General features: G+C 67.3%; 21 protein-coding genes. 9 read left to right on the top strand and 12 right to left on the bottom strand.

The genetic code is table 11. The features are described 5' to 3' along the window. Positions 1-202 precede the first annotated feature (202 nt). Positions 203-1693: an aldehyde dehydrogenase family protein gene (locus tag DEQ67_RS18655; protein WP_115861441.1), complete on the top strand. Its 1491-nt coding sequence runs from the start codon at positions 203-205 to the stop codon at positions 1691-1693. 214 nt (positions 1694-1907) lie between these two features. Here the strand turns inward: DEQ67_RS18655 and DEQ67_RS18650 are convergent, their stop codons facing one another. From DEQ67_RS18650 to DEQ67_RS18605, 10 genes are all read right to left on the bottom strand, one after another. Further along, positions 1908-2717 carry a molybdate ABC transporter permease subunit gene (locus DEQ67_RS18650; RefSeq protein ID WP_004041164.1) on the bottom strand — a complete coding sequence of 270 codons (810 nt, stop codon included), beginning with the start codon at positions 2715-2717 and terminating at the stop codon, positions 1908-1910. Beyond that, complete coding sequence (locus DEQ67_RS18645) at positions 2698-3615, bottom strand: extracellular solute-binding protein (protein WP_004041165.1); 918 nt, start codon at positions 3613-3615, stop codon at positions 2698-2700. The genes DEQ67_RS18650 and DEQ67_RS18645 overlap by 20 nt, the downstream gene beginning before the upstream one ends. Beyond that, positions 3612-4370: a molybdenum cofactor guanylyltransferase gene (gene mobA, locus DEQ67_RS18640; protein WP_115891581.1), complete on the bottom strand. Its 759-nt coding sequence runs from the start codon at positions 4368-4370 to the stop codon at positions 3612-3614. Before mobA ends, DEQ67_RS18645 begins: the two co-directional genes overlap by 4 nt. Positions 4371-4374: 4 nt before the next feature. Continuing rightward, positions 4375-4848 carry a molybdopterin-dependent oxidoreductase gene (locus DEQ67_RS18635; RefSeq protein WP_006600054.1) on the bottom strand — a complete coding sequence of 158 codons (474 nt, stop codon included), beginning with the start codon at positions 4846-4848 and terminating at the stop codon, positions 4375-4377. Positions 4849-4999: 151 nt separating this feature from the next. Then, complete coding sequence (locus tag DEQ67_RS18630; RefSeq protein WP_115861433.1) at positions 5000-5593, bottom strand: TorD/DmsD family molecular chaperone; 594 nt, start codon at positions 5591-5593, stop codon at positions 5000-5002. Continuing rightward, on the bottom strand, positions 5590-6903 hold the full coding sequence (gene nrfD / locus DEQ67_RS18625; protein WP_115861431.1) for an NrfD/PsrC family molybdoenzyme membrane anchor subunit: 1314 nt from the start codon (positions 6901-6903) through the stop codon (positions 5590-5592). Before nrfD ends, DEQ67_RS18630 begins: the two co-directional genes overlap by 4 nt. After that, on the bottom strand, positions 6903-7724 hold the full coding sequence (dsrO, locus tag DEQ67_RS18620; protein ID WP_004041170.1) for a sulfate reduction electron transfer complex DsrMKJOP subunit DsrO: 822 nt from the start codon (positions 7722-7724) through the stop codon (positions 6903-6905). Before dsrO ends, nrfD begins: the two co-directional genes overlap by 1 nt. Before the next feature lie 2 nt (positions 7725-7726). Beyond that, complete coding sequence (locus DEQ67_RS18615) at positions 7727-10258, bottom strand: molybdopterin-dependent oxidoreductase (RefSeq protein ID WP_115891582.1); 2532 nt, start codon at positions 10256-10258, stop codon at positions 7727-7729. Continuing rightward, complete coding sequence (locus tag DEQ67_RS18610) at positions 10251-10490, bottom strand: 4Fe-4S ferredoxin N-terminal domain-containing protein (RefSeq protein ID WP_115891583.1); 240 nt, start codon at positions 10488-10490, stop codon at positions 10251-10253. The genes DEQ67_RS18615 and DEQ67_RS18610 overlap by 8 nt, the downstream gene beginning before the upstream one ends. 132 nt (positions 10491-10622) lie before the next feature. Next, complete coding sequence (locus DEQ67_RS18605) at positions 10623-11264, bottom strand: helix-turn-helix domain-containing protein (RefSeq protein WP_004041174.1); 642 nt, start codon at positions 11262-11264, stop codon at positions 10623-10625. Positions 11265-11422: 158 nt separating this feature from the next. On the opposite strand from DEQ67_RS18605, the gene DEQ67_RS18600 reads away from it, so the two are divergent. The 7 genes from DEQ67_RS18600 (at position 11423) to DEQ67_RS18570 (ending at position 20959) form a co-directional block, all read left to right on the top strand. Beyond that, positions 11423-12685 carry a glycosyltransferase family 2 protein gene (locus DEQ67_RS18600; protein ID WP_115861427.1) on the top strand — a complete coding sequence of 421 codons (1263 nt, stop codon included), beginning with the start codon at positions 11423-11425 and terminating at the stop codon, positions 12683-12685. 248 nt (positions 12686-12933) lie between these two features. Further along, the gene (locus DEQ67_RS18595; protein ID WP_004041176.1) at positions 12934-14100 is read left to right on the top strand and encodes a hypothetical protein; all 1167 of its coding nucleotides are present in this window, start codon (positions 12934-12936) and stop codon (positions 14098-14100) included. Positions 14101-14277: 177 nt separating this feature from the next. After that, a complete protein-coding gene (locus DEQ67_RS18590) occupies positions 14278-15003 on the top strand; it encodes a hypothetical protein (RefSeq protein WP_004041177.1) in 726 nt (241 codons plus the stop codon). A 69-nt stretch (positions 15004-15072) separates the two neighbouring features. Beyond that, the gene (locus DEQ67_RS18585) at positions 15073-16899 is read left to right on the top strand and encodes a spermidine synthase (RefSeq protein WP_115861425.1); all 1827 of its coding nucleotides are present in this window, start codon (positions 15073-15075) and stop codon (positions 16897-16899) included. 6 nt (positions 16900-16905) lie between these two features. Continuing rightward, the gene (locus tag DEQ67_RS18580) at positions 16906-17430 is read left to right on the top strand and encodes a hypothetical protein (protein WP_115861423.1); all 525 of its coding nucleotides are present in this window, start codon (positions 16906-16908) and stop codon (positions 17428-17430) included. A gap of 16 nt (positions 17431-17446) precedes the next feature. Next, positions 17447-18418, top strand: a complete 972-nt coding sequence (locus DEQ67_RS18575; RefSeq protein WP_115861421.1) for a hypothetical protein — start codon at positions 17447-17449, stop codon at positions 18416-18418. A gap of 237 nt (positions 18419-18655) precedes the next feature. Continuing rightward, a complete protein-coding gene (locus DEQ67_RS18570; protein WP_115803614.1) occupies positions 18656-20959 on the top strand; it encodes a pentapeptide repeat-containing protein in 2304 nt (767 codons plus the stop codon). Positions 20960-20984: 25 nt separating this feature from the next. Here the strand turns inward: DEQ67_RS18570 and DEQ67_RS18565 are convergent, their stop codons facing one another. Both DEQ67_RS18565 and DEQ67_RS18560 read right to left on the bottom strand, forming a co-directional pair. Continuing rightward, complete coding sequence (locus DEQ67_RS18565) at positions 20985-21815, bottom strand: carbon-nitrogen hydrolase family protein (protein ID WP_004041188.1); 831 nt, start codon at positions 21813-21815, stop codon at positions 20985-20987. A 42-nt stretch (positions 21816-21857) separates the two neighbouring features. After that, positions 21858-22211, bottom strand: a complete 354-nt coding sequence (locus DEQ67_RS18560) for a hypothetical protein (protein WP_006600061.1) — start codon at positions 22209-22211, stop codon at positions 21858-21860. A 253-nt stretch (positions 22212-22464) separates the two neighbouring features. Between DEQ67_RS18560 and DEQ67_RS18555 the strand changes: the two genes are divergently transcribed. Next, a complete protein-coding gene (locus DEQ67_RS18555; protein WP_004041190.1) occupies positions 22465-22890 on the top strand; it encodes a DUF5518 domain-containing protein in 426 nt (141 codons plus the stop codon). Positions 22891-23038 lie beyond the last annotated feature (148 nt).

Genomic DNA, 23038 nt, shown 5'->3' with positions numbered 1-23038 from the left:
TTTCTGTTAAAAAACATATATTCATCGGCGGTCTGTCGTCTCCTCCTCGTCGTCGTTGTGTACGACGCTTTCATTCGACACGTCCATACTGTCACCGCGCCTCGCGCGCCGCGGGGACAGAGGCTCTTGAGGTTGTTGTAACGCGAGCAGTTCTCCCCATTACGGCCCCATTTATCCCGCCGTCCCCAACTCACGACTGCACATGGTCGACGACATCGCCACCGACGCCGATTGGAACGCGCTGTACATCGACGGCGAGTGGACCGAAAGTGAGAGCGGCGAGAGCATCGCGGTCGAGGACCCGTCGACCCGCGAGACGGTCGCGCACGTCCCTCGCGGGACGGAGGCCGACGTCGACGCCGCCTACGAGGCGGCCGCCGAAGCCCAGGAATCGTGGGCCGAAGCGCCGCCCGCGCGGCGGCAGGAGGTCGTCGAGCAGTTCCTCCAGGCGCTGAACGAGTACGAAGACGAGATTATCGACCTCCTCGCACACGAGGTCGGCGGCTCGCGCATCATGGGCGAGACCTCCATCCAAATCGCCTCCGACCACGCGAGCGAGGCCGCGACGCTGCCCCGTCGGATGCGTGGCGAGCACGTCGCCTCCAACATCCCCGGCAAGGAGAACATCGTGCAGAAGAACCCGAAGGGCGTGGTGACGGTCATCTCGCCGTGGAACTTCCCGCTGAACCTGTCGATGCGGGCGGTCGCGCCCGCCGTCGCCGCGGGGAACGCGGTCGTACTGAAGCCCTCGACCAACTCCCCCATCACGGGCGGGTTGCTGTTCGCCAAGCTGTTCGAGGAGACCGACCTCCCCGAGGGCGTCGTCAACGTCGTCACCGGCCGCGGCTCCGAAATCGGTGACCGCGTCGCCGGCCACCCCGAGAGCGACGTGGTGGCGTTCACCGGCTCCACCGAGGTCGGCAAGCGCGTCTCGGGCATCGCCGGCGAGAACCTCGCCGTGCCCGCGATGGAACTCGGCGGCAACAACGCCCACGTCGTGACCGAGGGTGCGGACGTCGACCGCGCGGTCGACGCCGCGGTCTTCGGGAGCTTCGTCCACCAGGGACAGGTCTGTATCTCCATCAACCGCCACATCGTCCACGAGTCGGTCTACGACGAGTACGTCGAGAAGCTGACCGAGCGGGCCGCGGAGCTGCCCGTCGGCTCCGCCCACGAGGACGACACGGTCGTCGGCCCCATCATCGACGAGTCCCAGCGCGACGAGATGCTGGGCTACGTCGAGGAGACGGTCGCCGCCGGCGCGACGCTGGAAACCGGCGGCTCGACGGCCGACCTCGACGGCGTCGACGACTCGCTTGTCGTCCAGCCGACCGTCCTCTCGGGCGTGACCAACGACATGGCCGCGGCCTGCAACGAGCACTTCGGCCCCATCGCGCCCGTCATCCCGTTCTCGGACGTCGACGAGGCGGTCGAACTCGCCAACGCGACCGAGTACGGCCTCTCCGGATCGGTCCACGCCGGCGACCTCGCCACCGGCAAGGAAATCGCCCTCCGGATGGAGACCGGCAACGTCCACGTCAACGACCAGCCCATCAACGACGAGGCGCACGTCCCGTTCAGCGGCATCGGGGCGTCCGGCGTCGGCACCTACAACAGCGACGCCTTCCTCGACGAAATCACCGAGGACAAGTGGATTTCCCTCCAGCACGAACCCCGCGACTACCCGCTGTAAGCGGGACGACGCCGGTCTGAGTGAGTCCTGCGGTCGGTAGCCCGACTCCTCTCTTCGTTCCTTCCTCTCACGCCCCCGTCGTGCGCCAGCGACAACACGACGGCCTCGCCGGAGACGACCGTCTCGTCGCCCACGCTCGCGACGGGCATACGGTCGCTTCGGGGGCCGCCGCACTCGACCCTCGGGTGCGGCGCGATGGTGGGTTTCTGTCCGTTCACTCCCACGGGTTCGTCCCCAGCGCGTGGACCAGCAGAATCGCCCCGACGGCGATGCCGACGAGGACGAGCGCGACCGGGAACGCGGCGTCGAGGCCGGTCGAGAGGTACGACACCCAGATTTGCACCGGGAGCGTCCGCGGGTAGTACGCCAGCATGAGCGTCGCGCCGAACTCTCCGATTGCCCGCGCGAACGTCAGGGTCACGCCGGCGAGGATGCCCTGCTTCGCCAGCGGGAGCGTCACGCGTCGAACGCTCCCGACGCGGTCCTCTCCGAGCGAGCGGGCCGCCGCTTCGAGTTGCCTGTCCACGCCGTCGAAGGCCGTCTTCGCGGTCACGACCAGAAACGGCGAGGCGACGTAGGTCTGCGCGAGAACGACGCCGAAAAGCGAGCGCGTCAGCGGGACGCTCGTCAGTTGGCCGAGGCCGGCGGGGCCGACGAGTCTGAGCAGTAACATCCCGCTGACGACCGGCGGGAGGACGAGCGGGAGCATCACCAGCGCCAGAATCACGTCGCGGCCGCGGAACGACGTGCGCGAGAGCCAGTAGGCCAAGGGAACGCCGAAGGCGACGGCGACCAGCGTACTGAGCGTCGCCGCGACGACGGAATTGGTGGCGGCGGTCAGGACGACCTCGTTCGTCACGTCGGTAGCCAGCGACGCCGGCGACTGCGCGAAGACGAGCGCGCCGATTGGAAGCAGGTAGTAGAGGAGAAGCACCCCCGCGAGAAGCAGCGTCAGGCCTCGCCACGTCTCGGGCAGGAGTCGCGTGACGCCGCGCTCGCGGCGGTTAGGCTGTCGGTGGGACATCTCCGAAGTAGTGTGGGTGGCTCGCGCGCACGGTGAACCCGGAGGGTTCGAGGAAGTCGCCGGCGGTCCCGACGAGCGCCTCGAACACCGACTTCGCCGCCGCCGTGTCGGTGCGGCGCGTCGCGGCGTACCGAATCGGGCCGCCGCGGACGGTGACGCCGTCCGGGAGCGTGTAGCTGACTGTCGCGTACGCCGACGCGTGGTCGGGGTCGCTCAGGTTGATTGCCGCCGGGAGTTCGAGGTACGGGTAGTCGCGCTCGACGGCCATGCTCCGGTAGACGAACGCCGCGTCGACGCCGCCGGCGTCGAACTGCGCGAGCAGTTGCGTCTCGGGGTATATCTGGTCGCGGCGGAGCAGGTCCGCTGTGAGCGCCGGCCGGTCGTAGTGGTCGGCCGCGAGCGCGAGCGCGAACCGCGTCCGGTAGCCCAGCGGGTCGAGGTCGGGGTCGGTCCGACCGAGGCTGACCGCGTCGTCGAGGAGGGCGTCGGGCCACGAGGCGGCCTCGGTGACCCGCGTTCCGCCCTCCGTCTGGGGGTTGTACGCGACGACGAGCGCGTTGTTGGCGAACGTCGCGTACCACGGGACCGAAAGCGGCGCGTCGAACAGCGCCGGGTCCGCGAGGGCGACGATGTCGGGGTCGCGTTGGTCGTCGTCGACCATCCGGGCCACGCGCGCTGAGCCGTGGGCCTCGACCTCGATGCGAGTTCCGTCCGGCGCGTCGAACTCGGTGGTGAGCGCCCGCTGGAGGCTTCCGGCGGCGAGAATCGATACGGTCGGTGCTTCCTCACCCCGGCCGAGACAGCCCGCTGTCGCGGTGAGGCCGCCGGCCGCGACCCCGCCGACGGCCGCGAGGAACGCCCGTCTGCTCGACCGACCCGCGGCCGAGTCGGGGTTCATCGCCGCACCTCGTCTCCGGCGGCGACCCGCGCCAACTCCGTGCGCGTGTTCACGTTCGTCACCGACCGGTCGACGCTCTCGGGAAGCGCGTCGAATCCGACGTACTCGACGCCGTCGAGTCGGTTCAAAAGCGCCCCGAGGCCGTCGTCGGGAGCGAGTTCGGAGACGTTGTCTCGGACCGCGGCACGACGGTACAGGGCGTGAAGCGGTTCGTGGCCGCGCTCGGAGACGGGGACGATGGCCGGCGGACTGGGGCGGTCGCCGTCCGCTGAGACGTGCCGGTCGCGGTCGCGGTCGCGGTCGCCGTCGCTCCGGGCGGCGCACTCGAACAGCGCCGCCACCGCGTGCGGTTCGAGAAGCGGCATATCACAGCCGGCGACGAACAGCCACGAAGTGGTGACTGTGTCGGCGGCCGCGGTGACGCCCGCGAGCGGCCCCGCTAGCCTCGGTTCGTCGCGGACGAACCGCACGTCCCAGTCCCTCGGGAGCGCCTGCGCGAGGCGCTCGCGCTGGTCTGCGGTCCGAACCGCGACTATCGGGGGGCGGCCCGCCACGGCTCGGAGCGTCCCGACGACGCGCCGAATCAGCGGCTCCCCGTCGAGCGTCGCGAGAGCCTTGTGTCCGGGCCCGAAGCGGGTGCTCTCGCCGCCGGCGAGGACGACGGCCGTCGCGTCCGGCGTGGGCCGTAGACTCGGCGCGGCCGCCGCTGTCGGCGCGTCCGTCCGGTCCGGTCGGTTCTGTCTCTTTCGCATCATCTGGTCAGGGTTTCTTGAAGATGTCTTCGAGCGATTCGGGGTCGGTGGCGGGGTCGAGCGCGAGCGCCTCGACGGCGCGGACGCCTTTCACCGTCCGCGACCCGTCGACGTCGGGCGCGATAAAGCGCGTCTCGTAGTCGTGTTCTTCGCCTATCGGTGTCCCGTCACGGGCGTAGGCGACGACCGCGTCGAGGGCGGCGTACACGTCGATGCAGACCCGATAGCCGTCGGCGCTCTCGACCAGGAGGTGCGTCGTCTCGTCGTCGAGGCCGGCGTCGGCAAAGAGGTCGAGGACCGGAACCCCGGTCCACGTCGCGGTGTGTCGCGTCCCCGACGCGCACGCGACCGTCACTGTTCGGTCCTCGCTGGCTAACCCGCGTAGCTCTGGGCCGGTCAGCGACACTCGACTGTCGCCGCAGACGAGAATCGACTCGGAGAGGGGGGTCGCCGGCCGCGACCGGTCGTGGTGTGCGTGCATGCGTACTCACTACTCCAATATCGGTTGACTCTAACGGTGTATGTAACCGCTGATAATTAAGGCTTTTAAAGAGGTCGAAAAAGCGAGTCGACTCGGCGCGGGAGCGACCTGGTGAGTGCGTTCGGTTCGGCGGTTCCAACTCGGCTGTGTGTCAGTCGCTGACCACCTCCCGCGTCGTCCGGGCGAGCGCCGCGTAGAACGGCGACCGCGTCTCGGTTTCGACCCGGTCACAGAGGTCGTCGACCCACTGCGTGAGGTGTTCGTCGCGGAACTGGTCGAGGCGGTCGTCGCGGCCGTGTTCGGCGAGGTACGCGCAGAACTCCAGTTCCGTCGCGACGTGGTCCGGCAGGTCGCGCTGCTCGGGTCGGTGCTCGACGCCGAACGCCTGATACCAGCGCTCGACGGCCGTCGTCGCCGGTCCCAGTACCTCTCCGAACTCGTCGTCGTCCGCCCTGTCGCGGTAGACGCTCTCGTAGGGCGGACACGGCGGGCCGGCCGGGCCGATGAACAGCCGGGCGTACTCGCTTCGCAGCGCGTGGAGTTCGAGCGACTCCAGCGGGCCGAAAAACGCCGACAGTTCGCCGTCGTTTGCGACTTCGACCAGCCGCTCGGTCGGTTCGCGCCAGCAGGCCGCGAGGACCGCGTACGTCGCCGTCCGAGCCGACTCGAAGGCGTCGCCGGCCGCCGCGTGCTCCTCGTACTTCTCGTTCCCCTCGCTCGGGCTTTGGGCGGCGGGTTCACTCATCGGTCTTCCCCCCGCGTCTCGCCACCGTCGGTCGCGACGGCGGTCGATTCGGGTTCCGCCTGAACCGGGACGTACCGCAGTCCGAGGGTGACGATGAGCGCGCCGATGGCGATGACGCCAGCGGTGACCGCGACCTCGACGAGCGTGGGAGTGTACGACCCCGCGGTCGCCCAGATGTCGGTCGTCACGCCGGCGTACTCGCCGCCGACGGAGATGCCGGGCGCGGCGTTGATGTTGGCCGCGTCGTAGCCGGTGAAGACCAGTCGAACCCCCTCGAACGTCGTCCCGAACACCGCGAGGGCGCTGGCGGTGAAGATGACCGACACGCGCTTGCGGAACGACGGGAGCGCGAGCATGACAAGCGGGACCGCCCCGCCGACGACCGTCCAGAGCCAGAAGTACGCCGACTCACCGATGAGGAAGCTTTCGGTGATGGCCCAGAACCCGAAGTGGTCGGCCCACGCGTGCGGGAGGCGCTCGGCCGCGAGCAGGTAGACGACGTGGAACGCGAGGAAGATGCCGAGCACCTTCCCGAGGCTCGTCAGCTCCTCGCGGTCGACGCTGAAGCGGGTGAACCGCGAGACGAGGACGGAGACGACCAACAGCAGACCGAGCCCGGACACGAGCGCCTTGGCGATGAACACCGGCGCGACGAGCGGGCTGAACCAGTCGCCGCGGCCGATTTGCGTCGCGAAAATCCACCCGGTGACCGAGTGGAGCGCGACCGCGGTCGGCAGCGCGACGGCGGCGGTCCAGAACATGAGCGTCCGGTCGCGCTCGCGGCCGGCTTCCGTGTCCTCGACGCCGAGCGCCAGCCGCGACCCGCGGGCCGCGAGGTCGCGGCGGGTCAGGAGCCAGAGATACCAGAGGTTCAGCGCGCCGTAGAGGATGACGATGCCGAAGTCCCACACCATCGGTGACCGGAAGTCCGGCGAGGTGAAAAACTGGTAGAGGCGCTCGGGGCGGCCGATGTCGGGCAGGATGAGCAGCCCGGCGACGGTGATGCACGCGAGGCTCACCAACACCCCGAGGCGCGCGAACCCCTCGTAGCGGTGCGAGTGGAAGAACTTCGGCGCGCTGGAGATGATGAGCCCGCCGGCCGACAGCCCGACGAACAGGACGAACATCATGATGTACAGCCCCCACGAGAACACGTTGCGCATCCCCGTGACGACGAGGCCGGTGGTGAGCTGGTAGGCCCACGCGGCGACGCCCACTAAGACGACGGCGGCGAGAAAGCCCACCCAGAGCTTCCCGGCGCTTCCGAACTCGGGGACGACGAACCGCGAGGTGGCGGTCTCTCTCGACATCAGTCGTCACCTCCCTCGAACGCGGGAACGTGCGGAAGCGCGTCGTTCGACAGCGAGCCGTGCGACCCGCCGCCGCCGCTTCCGCCGCTTTCCTCGACCGGACCGTTGTCCTTCGGCTCCGACCAGACCGACACGTCGTCGAGTTCGCTCTCCATCTTGTCGGAGGTCTGCGGGCGACCCGGACTCATCTCGCCGCGGATGTAGTACGTCTTCGGGTCGGTGCCGCGGTCTTCGAGCAGTCGCGTCGTCTGGTACTTTCTGATGTACTTCGAGACGGTGCTTTCCTCGTTGTCGAGGTCACCGAAGATGCGGGCGTCCGCCGGGCAGTTCACGACGCAGGCGGGGTCGAGCCCCTCCTCGACGCGGTGTGAACAGAACGTACACTTCTCGACGACGCCCTGCGGCCGGGCCGGCACGTCGCCGGTGCCGTCTTCGGGGACCGTCTGCGGTTCGTCCCAGTTGAACACGCGGGCGTTGTACGGGCAGGCGGCCATGCAGTAGCGACAGCCGATACACTTGTCGTAGTCGATTTCGACGATGCCGTCCTCGCGGGTGTAGGTCGCGTTGACCGGACACACCTTCACGCACGGCGCGTTGTCGCAGTGCTGGCAGGCCGTCGGCTGGTAGGACATCTCCAGCGTGCCGTCCTCGCCGTTCTCCGGGTACGTCCCGGCCGGCGTGTCCATCTTGTCGCCGCCCTCGGTGAGCACGCGGTTCCAGTACTGGCCGAGGCCGACGTTGTTCTCCTGTTTACACGTCACGGCGCAGGCGTGACAGCCGATACACCGCTCTTGGTCGATTACTAAGCCGTAGTTAGTCATGGTCAGTCACCTCCCGCCCCGGCGCTGGTCGCGCCCGAACCGGTCGGCTGGTCGCTCGTGTACTTGCTCGTGTCGACGTCGCTCGGCGCCGGTTCGACCTCGACTCTGGTGTCGTAGAACGCGAAGTTCCCCGTCACCTCACACACGTCCGTGTGGGTCAGGTCGTTGTGGTGGCCGCGGACGTAGTCGCTTCCCCACCAGCCCTGGTCGGTGTTCACCAGCCCGGGCTGCATCCCGTCGTTCAGCTTCGCCTTCACGACCATCTCGCCGCGCTCGTTGTGGACGCGGACGTAGTCGCCGTCTTCGATGCCGCGGGCCGCGGCGTCCTTCGGGTTGATGTCCAACTGCGGCTCGTTGTTTATCTCCCGCAGCCAGTTTTGGTACTCGTACTGCGAGTGGATGCGCCACTTCGAGTGCTTCTGGATGAACATCAGCGGGTAGTCCTCCGCCGTGTCCCAGTCGTCGGCCGTCCGGCTCTCGATGTGCTTCGGCAGTTCCAGCGTGACGCCGCCTTCGGTCGGCGCGTCCTCGTCGTACAGTTCCAGCCGGCCCGACGGGGTGTTGAACTCCCCAGTGAACTTGACGACCGGCGTGCTCACCTTCACCGTTCCCTGTTCTTTCAGCGTCTCGTAGTCCACCTCGTCGTCGTTGGCGAGCAGTTCTCGGAGCGTCGCCGACTTATCGCGGTTGAAGTAGTCACCGAAGCCGAGGCGCTCGGCCAGCCTGACCAGCATCCAGTGGTCGGACTTCGACTCCCACAGCGGGTCGTGGGCGGGCTGGCGGTACATGATGTGCGGGTGGCCGCCCCACGTGTCGACGACGTCCTCGCGTTCGAACCAGTGGGACGCGGGGAGGATGATGTCCGCGTGCTGGACCGACGGCGTGTGGTGCATGTCGGCGACGGCGATGAGGTCGAGGTTCTTCGACGCCTCCAGCCACCGCTGTCTGTCCGGCATCTGGTTGGCGATGAAGTTCGACTCCTGTGAGTACATCACCTTTAGCTGGTAGGGGTCGCCGGACTCTATCGCGGTGAGGATGTCCGTCTGCGGGAGCGACGTGGTTCCGGGCCCGTCCTCGGGGGCGTCGTAGCCGCCGTTGTCGTACGACCCGCCGAGCGGGTGGCTCCCCTGAATGCTCCCGTGGCGACCGAAGTCGCCGGTCAGCCCGAGGAGGATGGCGTACGCCTGCCCGAAGGTGTGACCGTACTTGTAGCGGTCGACGCCGTAGCCGGAGGCGATGCCGCCGGGGCCGCGCGTTGCGAGCCAGCGCACCGCGGTGCGGATGTTGTCGGCGTTGATGCCGACCTCGGCGGCGACGGCATCGGGGTCGTAGTCGGAGACGTGTTCTTCGAGGAGCGAAAGCGCCGTGTGGCAGTCGACGCCGGCGACGGTGTACTCACCGAACAGCGCGTACTCGCCGTACGTCTCGGGTTCGAGCGCGACCGGCTCGCCCGTCGATTCGTCGACCGCGACGGGCAGGTCCTCGGTCACGTCGTCGAACACGTCGCTCGCGTCGAGCAGTTCGCCCGTGTCGTCGCGGACGAGCGCCGGCCCGAGCGTCCGCTTCCGGAGGAACTCGGTGTCGTAGGTGCCGTCGTCGAGGACCGTCTTAATCATCGACAGGGTCAGGAGCGTGTCCTTCCCCGGCTTGATGGGGAGCCAGAGGTCGGCCTTCGCGGCGGTGTTCGTGTACACCGGGTCGACGCAGACGAGCTTCGCGCCGTTTTCGACCGCGTCGAGGAGCTTCGAGGCGTCCTGTTGGAGGTTGCTGGCGAAGATGTCCGACCCCCAGACGATGACCGTGTTCGCGTTCCGCCAGTCGACGACCTCGTTGGTCGGGACGTTGAAGAAGCCGGCCCCGGCGAGTCGACTGAAGCCGAGTCCGACGTTGATGTCGATGGACCACGATTTTTGAGTCCCGCCGAACAGCGACGACAGCCGGCTCTGGATGGTGCCGCTGATGCCGTTGTTCCCCGACCCCGTCTCGAAGTAGACGCTCTCGGGGCCGTAGTCGTCGCGGACGCGCTCCATCTCCGCGGCGATGTAGTCGAGCGCCTCGTCCCACGTGACGCGCTCGAACTCGGCGTCGTCGCCGCGACCCTCGGGGTTCGGACTCCCCGGCTCCCAGCCGACGCGCTTCATCGGGTACTTGAGCCGCGTGGCGTTGTAGATGCGCTGGGTGTGCGACAGCCCGAGGGTACAGGCGCGTTTGTACCGCTCGTCTTCGGGAATCTGCGGCTCGATTTTCCTGACGCGTCCGTCGCGGACGTGCGCTTCGAGCGGACACTTCCCGCGACAGTTCGGCGCGCACGCCGTCCTGATAATCTCGTCCTGTCCGACGTAGCTCTCGATGCCGGGGTTCTGCCTCGACGCCGGTTCGGTGGCGGTCTCGGCCAGCGAGGAGGCGTAGCCGCCGCCCCCGAGTCCGAGCGCGACGGCCGCGGCCCCGCTGGCTTTCAGCACGTCGCGTCTGAACACGCCGTCGCCGTCGCCGTCGCCACCACCTCCCGTCGAGCCGCGTCCGTCGTCACTCATCGAACCCCTCCGGTTCGGTCGGGCGGGCGTCCTCACCGAACTCCGCGACGACCGCCTCGTGGTACTTCTCGTGGAACGCCTCGTCTGAGAGTTCGCCGTTCGAGACCCGAATCGCGTCGCGGGCCATCCGCAGTCCCAACTCGGCGTCGTAATCGCCCCCGTCGAGGATGTTCGCCGCTTCCGTCTCCCACTCGTCGAGCGGAGTCAGTCGCGGCTGTTGTGGGTCGCTCATGGTTACACACGTACCGAGGGTGGCGGCCTCGGTAGGCCACCCGCTGGATAATGAAGCGGTTTATATACTCGACGTCGCACCGAGCCGTCTCGAACGTCAGCTGTCTGCCGTTTTTGCGGGGTGGTCGAGGGATTACTCGGAGTCGAACACCGCCGTCGCGAGCTTGGCTTCCACGGCGTTCAACCGCTGGGAGAGCGCCGACTTCGAGATGCCGAGCGCCTCCGCGAGCGTCGCCAACTCCGTCCGTCGCGGCGTCTCGTAGTAGCCGTGGTGGACGGCGATGAGCGCCGCCTCGCGCTGCTTCGCCGTGAGCGACGAGAGGTCGATCGTCGCCGTCTTCGACTCGGTCGAATCGCCGCGCCCGTCGGAGGTGAGTCGCCTGAGACAGACGCGCTCGGTCAGTTCGTCGAGCCGCTCCACGAGGTCGGTGATGACCGCGCGGTCCGAGAGATACGTCTCGACGACGATACACTCGCCGTCGGCGCGGCGGATTCGCGGTACGCATTCGAACTCGGCGAACGCCCGGCAGAGACAGTCGTCGCCGACGCTCGTCGTCGCGTGGACCACTTTCGAGGCGTCCCCGTCGCCGACGGTCACCTCGGCGTGGCAGACGTCGCCGTCGAGCTGCGTGTGGACGTCTTCGACCGCCGAGTCGGGGCCGGCTAACGGGCACGAACAGCGCTTTGCAGGCTCGATTTCCAGCAGGAGCTGGAGGTGTTGTTCCCGCAGTGTGTCGGCTTTCGCCTCCGCGACGCCGCTCGTGGAATCAGCCATTGGTAGTCAGTCGGTCAACACGGGGGAAGTGGGTTGTGCTGGTTCTCAGATTCCGGCACTGCTCTGTCTCGTCGCGGGCGACGGCTCCTGGCCCGCACCGAGTCGGTCGATTCCGTAGTCCGTACATTCATTACTCCAAGAATGTATGTCTAATCTACATGTTCGAAGTCCAGTCCGAGCTGGCGATATTCGTCCTCTTGATGCTCGTCTGGACCGTCTTCGCGCTCTACTCGGCGTCGGTCTTCACGTGGTTCGTCGAGGTGCTCGTCCTCGCGTGGCGACAGACTATCGCCGCCGACGACGTCGCCTACGGCTACGACGACATCCAAGTCCGCATCATCACCATCGACGCGGCGGGAATCGTCCAATCGACGGTCGACGCGGTCCCCGACGGCCTCGCGGACGTTCGGGTCGTCGCCGAGAAGCCGATTTCGGTGGACGGTGCGTCGGTCCACGTCGTCCCAGAGGAGTTCACCTGCACGGCGACCCACAAGGGCCGGGCGCTCGAATGGGCGCGCCGCGAGATTCCCTGCGACAAGGAGTTCGTCCTCTACCTCGACGAGGACACGCTGATGGCGAACTTCGAGGGGTTGCCGGAGGGCGACATCGTCCAGATTACGGAACTCCCGCTGTACACCGGGTCGTGGGTGACGTATCTCTCGGAGGTGTTCCGCATCGGCTACCAGCGCGAGCAGCGGGCGTTCGGCCGGTTCAGATTCCCGCTGTACGCGTGGGGCGGCGGCATCGCGATTCGGACGCGCCTCGAAAACGACATCACGTGGGACTCGAAGACCATCACCGAGGACACGGACTTCGCGTGGCGCGCCGCCAGCGCGACGAACCTCGAGTTCAACGTGCTGGACTGCAAGTTCCGCAATCAGGCCCCACCGTCGGTGATGACGATGCTCAAACAGCGCCGTCGGTGGTTCTCGGGGACGCGACAGGATTCTGACCTCCTGCCGCTACATTATCAGGTGTTCCTCCAGTTCCGCCTCGTCGCGTGGGGCTTTTCGCCGCTCATCCCGCTGATAACGCTCCTCACGTTTCTCGTCCCCGGCGCGCTCCCCGACCTGATGCTCTACCGAATCGGCTCGCTCGTCGAGTTCGCCACGCTGTTCGTCGTGACGGGCGTCGGCGTCGCGAGCTACTGGTCCGAGTCGAAACTCACGCTCCTCGCGGTCCCGTGGACGCCGGTTCTCGTCGTTCTCAACACCGCGGGCGCGCTCTGGGGGTTCGTCTCGCCGGTCGAACACTTCACCGTCACGACCAAGGTTCCCCTGGAGACGGTCGAAAAGCGGAACCCCGCGTTCGAACCCGGTTCGCTCACGGACCACGACGGCCGGGACGACCTGCCGGAACAGTTGGACGTGCACCGACTCACGACCGAACTCCGCGAATCATTTCACATAGATGATGATTGATTGTGGGCCGACCGAGCCGTCTCGACGTGGCGGCTGATAATATCCCGTAGAATACAGTGTGTGCGCTGCCGTCCAGCGATTTTTGGTTCGTCGTCAGCCCGTGAGAATCGAATCAAGCCTTATCCACCGTATCTGTGAATCTCCATGTGTATGTCACCGAACATTCAACTATGTCAGTGCCCGTCACGGTGCTCGGTCGGGTGCGGTTCGACCCCTCGCGTGCATCTCGGTCTCGGGGGTGACCGCCCGTGGCGATAGTCGAGTCGCTCGTCGGCAACGGCCTGTTCGTCCTGTTCCTCGCGGTGCTCGTCGGGATGGGGCTCGGCAAAATCAGCTTCCGCGGCGTCAAGTTCGGCGTCGCCGGCCCGCTGTTTGCGGGGCTGGTGCTCGGCCACTTCGGCTTCACCGTCCCCGACGCGTACAGCGGGCTCACGCTGGCGCTGTTCGTCGCCGCCGTCGGTCTCATCGCGGCGCACGAAATCGAGGGGACCGTCAAGGCGTACGGGCTCAACTTCGTCGCCGTCGCGGTGCTGATGCCGACCGTCGCGCTGGCGCTCACCTACGTCTGGACGCAGTTCGTCTTCCCCAACGCGTCGACGCCCCTCATCATGGGGTCGTTCTCGGGCGCGCTGACGAGCAGTCCGGGGCTGGGGTCGGCTATCGAGGCCCTCCCCGCGGCCGCCCGGCAGGACTACCAAATCGGCCACTCGGTCGGCTACGTCGTCGGCGTGCTCGTCATCGTCGTGTTCCAGCAGTTGTACCCCGTCATCGCCCGCCTCGACCTCGACGAGGAGAAGCGCGGCTTCGACGAGGCTATCGGCGGCACCGACGACGACGAATCGGGCTCGTCGGTCACCGAGGTGACGTTCAGCGTGATGGGCTACGCGCTCGTCATCGTCGCCGGCGCGGTCATCGGGTCGATTCCGATTCCGATGGGACCGTTCGGCACGCCCTCGCTCGGGACCACCGGCGGCGTCCTCGTCGCCGCGCTCGTCTTCGGTTACTTCGGCCGGGTGGGTCCCGTGCCGACGCGCATGGACACCGGCATCCTCTCGGAGATTCGGGCGTTCACGCTCGCGATGTTCCTCGCGGTCGTCGGCATCGGTGCCGGCGGCGGCTTCCTCGCAACCATCTCCGAGTACGGCCTCCAAATCGTGGCGGCCTCGGCGCTGACGAGCTTTATCGCCATCCTCGCCGGGCTCGCGCTCACTCGCTACGTCTGGGGCATGGACTGGATTAGCGCCGCCGGCGGTATCACGGGCGGCCACACCGACACGAAGGGTCTCGCGGCCGCCGTCGACGCCACCGGAGCCGACGAGGTCGCGGCGGGCTACGGTAACACCTACCCCTTCGCGCTCCTGTTCATGGTCGTCTACGCGAAGCTCCTCGTTATCATCATCCCGCTGGCCGCGTAGCCGCTCGTGTGCGTTCGCCGCGACACGAGGCGGTCGGCGCGGTCGCGGGCCCACCGCGGGCCCACCGCGGCCCCGTTCCGAGATACGCACCGGCCGGCGCGGTTTTCTCTCACGCCGAACGTATCGAACCACAAGACTGTTATCCTAGTTTTCTGATTGACAGAGACGAGAGTCCCCATGAAGCGCCGCACGTTCCTCCAACTGACCGGTCTCGGGGCCGCCGGCGGGCTCGCCGGCTGTCTCGGCTCGAACTCCCCTCCCCCGCGAAAGTCCAGCGTCGTCTCCGACTTCGAGGTGTCCGACGGCTCGCTCGTCGTCGACCTCGCCGACCAGACGTGGGTGATGTCCCGCTACGAAGCCGCCGACCAGTCGTCGCTGTCAGGGTTCGACCCGCAGTCGCTGGCCGCGCTCAGTCCCGTCGGGGTCGCGAGCGCGAAAGGAAAGGGCGGCGGCGGTGGCGGCCGCGGTGCGACCGGTCGCGGCACGGGCGGCTACGCCTCCGCTCCGCGGACCGTCCACGGCCACGCGTGGTACCACGGCGGCGACTACGCCGACGACTGGTACGAGAACAACGCCGGCAAAGTGAGCCGGTTCCCGGTCGGCGTCGCCGCGCTCGGCATCGCCTACCTCGGGTCGACCGCGGCGATGCGCGACGACGCGCCCGACGCCGGCCCGGTGCCGTGGGACCGCGAGATACAGGACCCGAGCGGCACCGCCGAGTACGACATGTCCGACGGGAGCCAACTGGGTCGCGACGGCTGGTACCGCGTCGGCGCGCACATCGTCGGCGACGACGTGAACCACGACTTCCGCTGGGAGTGTTACGACCTCGAAGTCACCGACGGCATCGGTGACGCGGGGTACTCCATCGAGGAAGAGTGGAAAGTCTCCCCGCGCATCTGACCGGGACGAACCACGACGACCGCCGCGGCGACATCGTCGCGTCCGCCGCGACCGACTCGCCTTCCATCGATGTCTAACACACGAACCGACACGGCGACGCTCCTGACGCTCACCTTCGTGGTGTCCTTTTGTAGCTTCGCCTACGAGTTCGTCTACTCGGAGCTGCTGACGGTGATGTACGGCGGAACGGTCACCCAGTACGTCATCACGGTCGGGCTGTACTTCTTCAGCCTTGGCATCGGCGCGGCGCTTTCGGACGACCTCGACGGCGAGACCCTCGGCGGGAACTTCTTCCGCACCGAGGTGCTCTTGGCCGCGGCCGCACCCGCGGGCTTCCTGCTCATCGTCGGCCTCAACAGCGTCCGCATCCCGCAGGCGGTGCCCGCGGAACTCGTCTGGACCGTCGCCCGCCTGCCGGTCGTCGTCGTCGGGTTCCTCTCCGGGTTCGAACTCCCGCTTTTGACCCGCATGTTCGACGACCTCGACGGCGACGGGTCGTCGACGCCCTCGTGGCTCCGGACCGTCGGCACGCGAATCCACGATTTCGTCGTGGCCGCCGTCGGCACCCTCTGGACCGTCGAGCGGACCGAGGGCCGCAGAAGCGGGCTTTCGGTCGTCCTCGCGATGGACTACGTCGGCGGCCTCGCCGGTGCCGTCGTCTACGCTCGCGTCCTCTACCCGGGTATCGGCCTCATCCCGACGATATTCGTGCTGGCGCTCCTCAACGGGGTCGCCGCGCTCGTCTTCGTCGCCCACTTCGGTGCGTGGTCGTGGTGGCCCCTCGGCGGCGACGAGGCGTCCGCAAGCGCCGGCACCGGCGGGAACGCGGCCGCCAGCGCCAGAACGGACGGCTCCGACCGCTCGCTTTCGGCCGCCCGCGTCTCGAAGACGCTCCTCGTCGTCTGCCTCCTCTTGACGGCGACCTACGCGGGCGTCGTCGCCAAACACGACGCCGCCGACGAGCGCCTGTCGCAGCTCTACCTCGAACAGCAGATAGAAAACGAGTACCCGCCGGGCGCGATACGCGCGACGGTCACCTCACAGGAGACGACCGCCTACCAGCACGTCATTCGGTACGACCGAACCTGGACCGGCACCGGCCCGAACCCGCACTTCGACGGGCGGACAGAACGGTGCCTCCGCCTCGGCGCGGCCGTCCAACTCTGCGAGAGTTGGGCCGACAGCTACCACGAGGGGCTGGTCGACGTGCCGATGTCGCTGGTCGACCCCGGCCCCGACACCAAGGTGCTCGTCGTCGGCGGCGGCGACTGGATTGCCGTCGACCACCTGCGGGAGTACGGCGTCACCGTCGACCACGTTGACCTCGACGGCGAGTTCATGCGCGACGCGAAGACGGACCCGTTTTTCGCCCGCTGGCACGACGACGCCTACGAGTACGACCGGCTGAACACGACGGTCGCGGACGGCTACCGCTATCTCCAAAAGACGAACGAGACGTACGACCTCGTGTTGCTCGACATCCCCGGCGCGACCGACGACGACCTGCTCACCCTCTACTCCACGGAGTTCTACCGCTCCGTCCGAACCCACCTCTCCGAGGACGGCGTCGCGGTGACGTGGGGCTACTCGCCCGACGCCTACCCCGAACACCACAAGGCGTTCGTCAACACCGTCGGGGCCGCGGGCTTCACCCGAGAGCTTTCCTACTGGGTGCGCGAGGATCTCGACGACGACGGCGAGACCGAGCGCGTCGAGCAGTTCTACGTGCTCGCCCCCGGCGACCGCCCCCGACTCACCGGCGACGGCGCGACCCGGTACGTCCGCGCCCGCGAGGAACACTACGGCGCGGTCGAGTGGCACGCGGTCCCGCACTACCGCGGCGTCCGCGAGAACTCCATCTTCCACCCGAACTACGACATCCTCGTCGACACTTGATTTCCCATGCCCTCCCACCCACCTTCCACGACCGAATCGCCTTCCCCCGCCGACCCGTCGCCGCCAGCCGAGACACCGACGGAACTGTACTTCGGTTACAGCGCCGACGTCCCCGACCTGACGACCGTGGACGTGAAGACGGTCGCCCCGGCGACGCTCGCGGGCGAACCGGCGGTCCTCACCGTCATCGGCGAGTCCCACTACGTCGGCCTGCCGGCGCTCGACTTCCACGAGCTGTGTTCGTGCAAGCCGCTGCCGCACGAACGGACGCATCGGACGCCGCTGTCCGCCGGCGCGGAACGCGAGTTCAGCTTCGAGAGCGACCGGCTCGACGCCCGAACGGTCGTGGAGGGTCGGCCGCTCGAGGCCTTCCCCGGCCCGGACGACGCGACGGTCGCCTACCGGTTCGACCCGGAGGCGTGGACCACCATCCGCATCGCAGACGGTGGCTACGAGACGTACCACACCTACCCGGAGTACGACCTCGCGCTGCACACGGAGACGACGATGACGCCCAACACCCACCGATGACGCTCAACACCCACCGATGACCCGAAACGCTTCCACCTACGACGGCGACGTGACGCTCAACGGCTCCGAACGACCCCCGGTCGAACTCCGCGACCCCGCGGACGTGTTCGTCGGCGGCGCGAGCGTCGCCGGCGACCTCGCGGTGCAGAACGCCGAGTACGTCTTCACCCACGCGCCGGTGACCGACGACGCGGCCGTCGGCGATGGGACGGGCGGCGACGCGGCCGTCGAGACCGAAATCCGCGGCAGTCTCGAAGACGGCTACGTCCAGTCGGTCGCCGGCGACGTGCTTCTCGGCGACGCCGAAGACGTGTTCATCGCCGCGGACGCCGCCGACGGCGCGGTTTCGGCACCCGGCGCGGAGAACGTCTACGCTGGCGAGGCAACGCCCGCGGCCGCCCCCGACGACTACGACGTGTCCACCTTCGGCTGGAAGCAGTCGGGGAGCGTGACCGACCCGGACACGGGCGTCTACGCGGTCGGCATGGCCCACGACATCGACCTCACGAAAGTCACCGCCGACGTGGAGCTCTACCTCGTCGGCCACGGCCACGAGGTGCGCGTCGAGGGTCGGGGCGCGGCCGTTTCGGTTCACTTCGTCGGCTACGACAACACCGTCAGCGTCGGGCCGTATCTCGCGTCGAGCGTCGAGACCGACACCGGCTTCGACAACGCGGTCGATTCCGACCCGTATCCAGCCGAGGACCTCGTCGAGATGTCCAGAAGCGAGGCGTACTCGAACGCCGGGTTCGGCCGCCGGAAAGTGACGTTCCAAGAGCCGGCCGACGGCGACGAGTGGTGTCCGAACTGCGGCAAGCCCGCCGAAGCCATCATCGAGCGCCACCAGATGGAGGCGTTCTTCCTCTTCGGGTGGCCGCTTTGGACCTTCGAGCAGAGCACTAATCCCGCCCGCGAGTGCGAACACTGCTCGCCCAACGCGATTCACGCCGAACTCTCGGCGTCCGAGCGCCGCGAGATATTCGACTGACGCCGGCGGCGGTCCGAAGATATATATCAACACGTCGGACAATGTTGCACATACGACCGTCCGCGCGGTCGAGCGTCGCCCCGACGCCCGAGCGCGCTCGCCGCACTCGGCTCGGCCGCCGGACTCGCGGCACCCGTCACGCCCGCCGTCCTCAGCGCGCCCACCGCAGCCGTCCGCCCCTCCCCAGCCATCCGCCCCTTCCCAGCCATGTCGAGAAATGAGTCCACGCCGGCGCTGATGTCCTCTTCGTCGTGTCGGTACACGTTCGACCCGTCGGTGCAGACCGACGCCCACCTCCAGACGACGTGGGAGTGTCCGCACGAAGCCCACCCCGAAAGCGAGTTCTGCGTGTTCCACATGAGCCGCGACGAGCGCGCATCGCTCGACGTGACCGGCGACGACATCGTCGACGAACTCCGGGCGAACCTCCAGTCGCCCGACACCCGCGTCAACGAGTACGTCGGCGCGGACCTCCCGCATCTCTCGCTCACCTATCAGGACATCAACGGCGCGACGAACCACGTCCTCAACTTCCAGCACGCCGATATCGAGGGCTTGGATCTCACCCACGGCCGCCTCGACCAAGGGTTGATTCTCCGCGAGGCGACGGTCGACCGCCTCAAACTCGACGAGGCGGTCGTCACCGGCGACGTGGACGCCCGGGAAGTCACCGTGACCGGCGCGGTGACGGCCGACGAGGCGACGTTCGAACAGGACGTTCGCTTCTCCGGGGCGACCTTCCGCGGCGAGGTCCGGTGCGACGAGACGGTGTTTCAGGGCGACACGAGCTTCGCGGACGCCACGTTCCACGGCACGGCGCGCTTCCGAAACGTCGAGACCAGCGGGAGCAGTCACGTTCTGGAGGACCACATCACCTTCGCGGACGCGACGTTCCGCGACGACGCGAGCTTCAGACAGGCCATCTTCGACTACGTGACGTTCGACGGCGCGCGGTTCACCGCCGGCTCGGACTTCGAACACGTCGAGTTCGAGGGCGACGCGCGGTTCGACGGCGTCCGCTTCGACGAGATGGCCGACTTCGACGAGGCGCGGTTCGACGACGACGCGAGCTTCGCAAACGCCCGATTCATGCAGTTGGCCGAGTTCCGCGGCGTCGAGTTCAACGGCGGCAGCCGGACGACCCACGACGACGTGACGTTCGAGGGCGCGACGTTCGAGGGCGAAGCCGACTACAAACTCGCGCGATTCCGCTATTCGGACTTCAAAGACGCCGTGTTCAAGGGCGCGGTCAGCTTCGACCGCGCGACGTTCACCGCCCGCACCGACTGCTATCGCCTCCGCGTCGACGGCGCGTTCGACCTCTCTTTGGCGTCGTTCGGCGGGCAAGCGAACTTCGACGACAGCGAGTTCCACGACGCCGTCGTCGCCGAGGAGGCGACGTTCGGCTCCGATGCCTCGTTCGAGGCGGTCGAGTTCCAATCGAACGCCCGGTTCGGTGAGGCCCGATTCGAAGAGGACGTGAGATTCAACGCCGCCACGTTCCGCGGCCTCGCGTCCTTCCGCGGGGCGTTCTTCCAGGGCGAACTGCAACATCTCGAAGCCAACGCCTCGTTCAACGAGGCGACCTTCGAGGCCGGCGCGGAGTTCGAGGCCGCGAACTTCACGAGCGCGTCGTTCTGGGAGACGACGTTCCACGACCGGGCGGACTTCCGGCAGTCGGACTTCGAGACGGCGCGCTTCCGCGTGCTCGTCGGCGACCGCGACACCTACCTCGACTTCACCGACGCGACGCTTGACGGCGGCACGATTTCGCAGGGCTCCGGCGAGCCGACGCCGTACGACCTCACCCGCGCGACCATCGGCGACCTGACGCTGGAGGGCGACGGCAACGAACACCAGCTTTTGGACCACTTCCGCTTTTGCCTCACCGAGTTCGACCGCTTCGACTTCAGCGACCACCACGGCTATCTCGAACGCAACGACTGGACCATCCACGACTTCGTCGGCAACGGCGCGACCGGCCAGTTCGCCGTCGAACTGACGCCCGATATCATCGAAGAAACGTACCGAAAGGCGCAGGACAGCGCCAACGCCGTCGGTGACACCCCCGCGAGCCGCGAGTTCGAGTTCAAGCGCTACTACTACAACCGCCAGAAGAACTTCGACATCATCCTCAACGAGTACTCGCTGAACACGTGGGCCCGCGGCAAGAAGGTCGCCAGCGTGGGGCTGAACACGCTCATGCAGGTCACCTGCGGCTACGGCAACCGACTCCCGCGAATCGCGGCGTTCACGTTCCTCCTCCCGGCGCTGTTCGGGCTGTGTTACGCCCTCGGCGGGCCGTTCCTGACGCAGGCGGGGAGCGTCTTCGACCCCGCCGCCGTCGACAAAACGACGATGGAAGTGCTCTTCGACAACGTCTATTACAGCTACATCAGCTTCAGCACGGTCGGCTACGGCGATATCAACCCGCTCGGGCCGGCGGCGCGGGTGCTCGCGGCGAGTCAGGGGATGTTGAACGGGCTGTTCTTCACCCTGCTCACGTTCACGCTGTTCAAGCGCGTCCTCGGCGGGAGCTAATCGGGCCGGGTCCGCGGTCCTGTCCTCACTTCTCCGACCGCTCGTACACGTCCGGTCGCGCGTGCTGGAGCGTCTGCATGTCGCGGCGAATCTCGTCCAGGTGCGACAGGTCGATGGTCGCCGTGACGACTTCCTCGCGGTCCCGCGCCTTCGAAATCACGTTCCCCCACGGGTCGACGACGAGCGTGCGGCCGTAGGTCTCGACCCACGACGGCTTGTCCCCGATTTGGCCGGGCGCGATGACGTACGCCTGATTCTCGATGGCGCGGGCGCGAAGGAGCGGCTCCCAGTGGTCTTTTCCGGTGTGCATCGTGAACGCCGACGGGACGAGTAGGACGTTCGCGCCGGACTGCGCCATCGCCCGGTAGAGCCCCGGAAACCGGAGGTCGTAGCAGATAGAGAGGCCGAACGTCGCGAGGTCGGTATCGACCGTCACCGGCCTATCGCCGGGGGCGACGTAGTCGGACTCGCGGTGTTCGACGCTGCCGTCGAGTTCGATGTCGAACAGGTGGACCTTCCGGTAGGTGTCGAGCACCTCGCCGCTCGGGCCGATGAGCGCCGACGTGTTGTAGACTCGGTCGCTGTCCGGAATCCGCTCGAAGAAACTGCCCGTGTGGACGAAGACGCCGTGCTCGCGGGCCTTCTCCGAGAACCGTTGTATCGTCGGGCCATCCAGCGCCTCCGCGACCTCTGCGAACCGCTCTTCCGGGCCGATGAAGGTCGTCATCTCCGGGAACGCCACGAAATCAGCGCCGTCGGCCGCGGCCTCGTCGAGGAGGCCGAGCGCCCGCTCCACGTTCGCCGCCTTGTCGTCTCGGGAGTCTAGCTGGCACGCGGCCGCCACGAATCGGGACATCTCGTCGGGAGGCTACGCGGACCGGCGGTATGGTAGTCACGGTTACTCGCTCGGGTCGAACTCCAGATAGACGAGTCGCTCGTCTCCGACCGTCCAGCCGCGATGCCCCGGCGGGATGGTCGCGGCACGGCCGGCGGCAATCTCCGTCCGCGCCCCGTCGTCCAGTTCGAGACCGAGCGTCCCGGAGACGACGTAGATGTCGTGGGCGTTCTGACAGTAGTCGGGTTCCGTTCCGTCGCGGTCGGCTTCCGCTCCCCACCCCGGCTCCAGCGTCGCTCGCGTGACCGACACGCCGCGTAGTTCGACCGACTCCGTGCGACCGCCTTCGAGTGCTGTCGAGGTTGCGTCGGAAAGCTTCGTGACGACCAGTTCGTCGACTGTTGTACTGTCTGCCATGAAACACGTCCTGCGGGCATCGTAGTATCTCTTGCGTCGGAACCGAACCCCCCGATTACAATATATCAAAATACTTTATAGATTATATTCATCTACTACTTATGATATTTATCGCTCCGAGGGTCCTGTCGTCATCGCCGGCCCCACAGTCTGCGAACAGTACCACGAACGGCCCGGACGCCGAGTACAGTTCGACCCCCGCGGTCAAACCCCGCCAAATATATGACTTCTTAGCCGCCTTACATACGTGCGTATGGTCTCGATTCCCCGCTTCAGTGCCCTCTCTCCGGAATGGAACGCCGCGCTCGTCGGGGCGATAGCCTCGCTTCCCATCAGTGCCGTGGTGAACTGGTTCCCGAACTCGGAGGCGACCGTCGGTGCCGGGATGATGATATTCGGGGCGGTCACCGCGGGAGTCGTCGCCGCGGTCCGCTCGGTGGATTCGGACGCCGCCGGACTCTACGCCGGTTTTCTTGGCGGCGTTCTAGAACTGGTCATATTCGCGGTGACGACGGGAACGACGGTGGCGTGGCCGCTGTCCAGAGTCGCGTTCTTCGCATTCGCCGGCGGGGTCGTCGTCTGTCTCGCCTCCATGTTCGGTCTGGGGTGCGGTCGAATCGGCGGATGGCTGATGCGGACTGTCGGCTCACGGTGGAACCCCACCGCGAGCACGTCGTAGCCTCCTGTTGCTGTTCTACGTTGAATTACCAATTTTCAAATATATATCTAAATCTGGTATGTGTGGCCGTCCCGCTGCTCAACCCCGAGGTCGAACATCCTCCCAGTTCTCCCAGTGACCAAAGAGCGAATTCGTTCAGCAGCAGTTG

Origin of the sequence: Haloferax sp. Atlit-48N (genome assembly GCF_003383015.2) — an archaeon.
GTDB classification, from domain to species: Archaea; Halobacteriota; Halobacteria; order Halobacteriales; family Haloferacaceae; genus Haloferax; species Haloferax volcanii.
Note: the sequence above shows the minus strand (reverse complement) of the source record. Positions and strands in the feature narration are given on the sequence as shown.